Raw genomic sequence first — 1339 nt, forward strand, 5'->3', positions numbered from 1 at the left:
CCCCAAACCTCTGCGAAAGACGGCGATGCCGGCCGGGCTGATACGGCCGGTGGTGGCCGCACTCGGCAGGCGGGCGTTCTGGGACAGCCTGACCGCGACACAAATATGCGACCCCGCCCTGCTGGTATCGCAGGGGTGGACGCCCGAAGCCGGCACGCTTGAGCGGCTGGCCGAGCTGGCGCGGCTCAGCAGATCCTGACTTTCTTGCTTGACCATGATCTTTTCATGGTCTGCTCAGCGGTAGAGCGTTCCAAACAGGATCCGAAGATCGAGCCAGAACGACGCGGTGCGGAGGTAGGCAGCATCCGTTTGCGCCAAGAGCTCCGGGTTAGACATGTCGATGCCCCTGATCTGGGCCAGGCCGGTTATGCCCGGCAGCGCCGCCAAAACCCCCAGCCGCCTGCGACACTCGATCAATTCCGTCTGGGTCGGCAGGCAGGGCCGCGGCCCGACCAGGCTCATTTCCCCCTTCAAGACGTTCCAGAATTGCGGCAGCTCATCGAGCTTGAACTTCCGCAAGACCTTTCCAACCGATGTCACGGAATCCGCCGGCGCCTCATGCGAGGGTAGCGACGGCGTCCCGACATACATCGTGCGCAACTTGTGGCAGCGGAAAAGCCGACCGTCACGGCCGACCCGCACCTGTGAAAAAATAGCCGGGCCCGGCGACGATGCCCGAACGGCAAGGACGGTGAGCGCCAAGACAGGAGATGTCGCCACCAGCAGCAGAGCCGCACCGGCAAGATCGAAGATTTGCTTGGCTGCCTTCATGAACGGCCGATAGTGCTCCCTGCCGAAGTCCCGAGGCAATGCCGCAGGCCAATGCCGTCAATCCGGTCGACGTAGCATGAGCCGATCTCTTGACCAAGCGCGCCACGCAGCCGTCGCAATGTTCAGATGCGCCCCAGGACGAAGGCGAGATAGAGCCCCAGGTTTCCGGAAACGGTCTGCCGATAGACGCCGCTTCGGCGCAAGCCTGCCAAGCGGCGGAAAAGGCCGCCGTCGCGCCCGCGGGTGAAAAGGTCGAGGCACACCATCGCGTCCTCGGTCAGGAGGTCGCGATTGACGGCAAGACCGTCAAGGTTGAGGTCCGTCCAGCCGGCGAATTCCCCCTTAAACAGGCGGCCAAGCCGGGACACCCTTGCTTTCCAGGATACGTTGGCGCCGACCAGGTTTGCCGCATGCTGCCGGTAGCGCACCAGCGGCCGCGGATCGTAGCGGACGATGCCGCCGGCGGCGGTCACGATGAGATAGGCCCACCAGTCGTGGCTGACGAACCCGGTCCGCATGCAGGCCCTGGCCAGCAGGTTGCGTGCCGCTGCGTTGAGCAGGATGGTGT

The 1339-nt window shown here is 64.5% G+C and carries 1 protein-coding gene and 2 pseudogenes; 1 reads left to right on the top strand and 2 read right to left on the bottom strand.

What is annotated here, in order from left to right; genetic code table 11:
* Positions 1-199: pseudogene (locus EN969_RS31270) on the top strand (epimerase); the annotation flags it as partial.
* A 35-nt stretch (positions 200-234) separates the two neighbouring features.
* Here the strand turns inward: EN969_RS31270 and EN969_RS31275 are convergent.
* Entirely contained in the window at positions 235-771 is a 537-nt protein-coding gene (locus tag EN969_RS31275) for a sugar transferase (RefSeq protein WP_013532714.1), read from the bottom strand.
* A gap of 122 nt (positions 772-893) precedes the next feature.
* A pseudogene (locus EN969_RS31280) lies at positions 894-1339 on the bottom strand (glycosyltransferase family 2 protein); the annotation flags it as partial.

Source organism: Mesorhizobium sp. M7A.F.Ca.CA.003.01.2.1, assembly GCF_003998945.1.
Lineage (GTDB): Bacteria > Pseudomonadota > Alphaproteobacteria > Rhizobiales > Rhizobiaceae > Mesorhizobium > Mesorhizobium ciceri.

Bases quoted from the DNA above. Each gene is read 5' to 3' on its own strand.
- EN969_RS31275 (WP_013532714.1), bottom strand. From the start codon at position 771: ATGAAGGCAGCCAAGCAAATCTTCGATCTTGCCGGTGCGGCTCTGCTG.